Raw genomic sequence first — 2,553 nt, forward strand, 5'->3', positions numbered from 1 at the left:
AGGACTAAACCGCTCGCGCGGTAGCTTTCCGCGGCTGGCGGCACGGCTAAGACGATAGCGCAACGGGGCGTCCTGTCTTGAGATTGAGGTGTTGCAACAATCTCACCCAAGACAGGAGCATCCCCATGACCGACGAGGCAGTAAGCCCGCTACGCCGGCGCATGATCGAAGACATGACGATCCGCAAGTTCGCAGCCAAGACCCAACATGACTACATTCAACGGGTCAAGCATTTCGCTTTGTTTCTCGGGCAATCGCCCGATCTGGCGACCTTCGAGGACGTGCGTCGTTATCAGCTGCATCTGGCGACGGGCGGCGCTGGCGTGCCGACCATCAACCAAGCCATCTCGACGTTGCGGTTCTTTTTCAAAGTCACCTTGAAGCGCCACGATATCGTCGAGCACACCCAGTTCATTCACGAGCCGCGCAAGCTGCCGGTGGTGCTGAGCGTGGAGGAGGTAGCGCGGCTGCTCGATGCCGCGCCGGGGCTGAAGTACAAGGCGGCTCTCAGCGTGGCCTACGGTGCCGGGCTGCGTGCCAACGAGGTCGTCTCGCTCAAGGTCTCCGATATCGACAGCAAGCGGATGATCATCCGCGTCGAGCAGGGCAAGGGCGGCAAGGACCGCAATGTCATGCTGTCGCCCAGCCTGCTCGCGCTGCTACGGGCCTGGTGGAAGATGGCTCGGCCGCTAGGCTGGCTGTTCCCGGGCCGCGATCCGGCCCAGCCAATGACCACGCGCCAGCTCAATCGTGCCTGTCATGCCGCCGCGCAGATGGCGGAGATCAACAAGCGCGTGTCGCTGCACACATTGCGCCACAGCTTCGCTACTCACCTTCTGGAGCAGAACGTCGACGTGCGCGTCATTCAGGTGCTCCTCGGCCACGCCAAGCTCGACACCACCGCGCTCTACACCCGCGTCGCTACCAAGACCATCAGCGAGGTCATGAGCCCGTTGGAGCACATCGCTCTCAAGCTCAAGGAGGCGCGGCCGCCCGGCTGACGCCGGGCACCTGTGTCGCGCCCGGCTCTGGAGGTTGCGGATATCTTCCGCAGCCATGGCCCGGCATGGCGTCACGCCCATGCCGGCCATGTCAGCCTCGACCAGTTGAAGTTGATGTCGGCGATCGAGAGCTGCCGCACGGCAGCCCTCGGCGGCCATGTCGCGCGCTGCGAGGACTGTGCCTTTACCACCATCGCCTACAATTCCTGCCGCAACCGGCACTGTCCGAAGTGCCAGGGCGCCGCGGCGAAGCAGTGGCTCGCCGACCGCGAGGCCGAACTGCTGCCGGTGCCGTATTATCACATTGTGTTCACGGTGCCGGCTCGGATCGCCGACATCGCCTATCACAACAGGGCCATCGTCTACGATCTGCTGTTCAAGGCCTCGGCCGAGACCATGCTGACGATCGCCGCAGATCCGAAGCACCTCGGCGCCAGGATCGGCATCACGTCCGTGCTGCACACCTGGGGCTCGGCCATGACCCACCACCCGCATGTGCACATGATCGTGCCGGGCGGCGGCATCTCGCCCGACGGCCGGCGCTGGGTGTCGTGCCGGCCGGGCTTCTTCCTGCCAGTGCGCGTGCTCTCACGCCTGTTCCGGCGATTGTTCCTGGAGCGCCTCGCGATCCTCCACCAGGCCGGGCGCCTGAGCTTCTTCGGCAACGACGCTGATCTCGCCGGAGCACAATCATTCGCCGCATTGCTTGCAGCCTCGCGCAAGACGGAATGGGTCGTCTATGCCAAGCGCCCGTTTGGCGGTCCCGAGGCCGTGCTGGCCTATCTGTCGCGCTATACCCACCGCGTCGCCATCGCCAACAGCCGCCTGATTGCCTGCGACCAGCGCGGCGTCACCTTCAGCTGGAAGGATTACCGGGTCGAAGGCCACGACCGTCAAAAGCGGATGACGATCGCCACAGACGAGTTCATCCGCCGCTTCCTCATCCACGTGCTGCCAAAAGGCTTCCACCGCATCCGCCACTACGGCCTGCTCGCGCGGAGCGCCTGCGCCGACAACGTCGCACGCGCGCGCAAACTGCTCCTCGTCAAGGATCGTAAGGATGAGCCGACCGAGACCATCGACAGCGGCACGCCGCCGTGTCCATGCTGCGGCGGTCGCATGATCGTCATCGAGGTTTTTGAGCGAGGCGCAACGCCTCGCCATCAAGCGAGCCCGCCAACCAGCGCCATCAGGATCGATACGTCATGAGCGCGCAACCGTCATGCTGCAAAGTTGCTCGCCATGCCCGCCGCTCATCGACCGGCCACGGCGGCATACGCTCCAACTGTCAGCTGTCGTTGCCAATCCGCCGACGATTGATCACGTTCGAACCCATCTACCCGTCATTCGCTTGCCCCGCCGCCGTCGCGCAGCTCGCTGCATGGACTCGAACTCCATCGGCCAGCTCGCCTGCAGAGCTCAAATCCCCATAGAGCCCGCCGCACCTTTCCTGCCCATCATGCGCGGTTTCCTCCCTTGGAGGCTTTCGGACGCCGGCCGCCCGAATATGCCGCGCCGTCAGTCACGCGGCCGGCATCCGAAACCCTTCACA

At 64.4% G+C, this 2,553-nt stretch carries 2 protein-coding genes; both read left to right on the plus strand.

The features are described 5' to 3' along the window. Positions 1–125 precede the first annotated feature (125 nt). On the plus strand, positions 126–1,001 hold the full coding sequence (locus tag AOQ71_RS08075; RefSeq protein ID WP_205668180.1) for a tyrosine-type recombinase/integrase: 876 nt from the start codon (positions 126–128) through the stop codon (positions 999–1,001). A 12-nt stretch (positions 1,002–1,013) separates the two neighbouring features. Then, positions 1,014–2,210, plus strand: coding sequence for an IS91 family transposase (locus AOQ71_RS08080; protein ID WP_057744224.1), 1,197 nt, complete (start codon positions 1,014–1,016; stop codon positions 2,208–2,210). The last annotated feature ends 343 nt before the right edge of the window (positions 2,211–2,553 follow it).

This window comes from Bradyrhizobium manausense, assembly GCF_001440035.1.
GTDB lineage: Bacteria > Pseudomonadota > Alphaproteobacteria > Rhizobiales > Xanthobacteraceae > Bradyrhizobium > Bradyrhizobium manausense.

Bases quoted from the DNA above. Each gene is read 5' to 3' on its own strand.
- AOQ71_RS08075 (WP_205668180.1), top strand. From the start codon at position 126: ATGACCGACGAGGCAGTAAGCCCGCTACGCCGGCGCATGATCGAAGAC.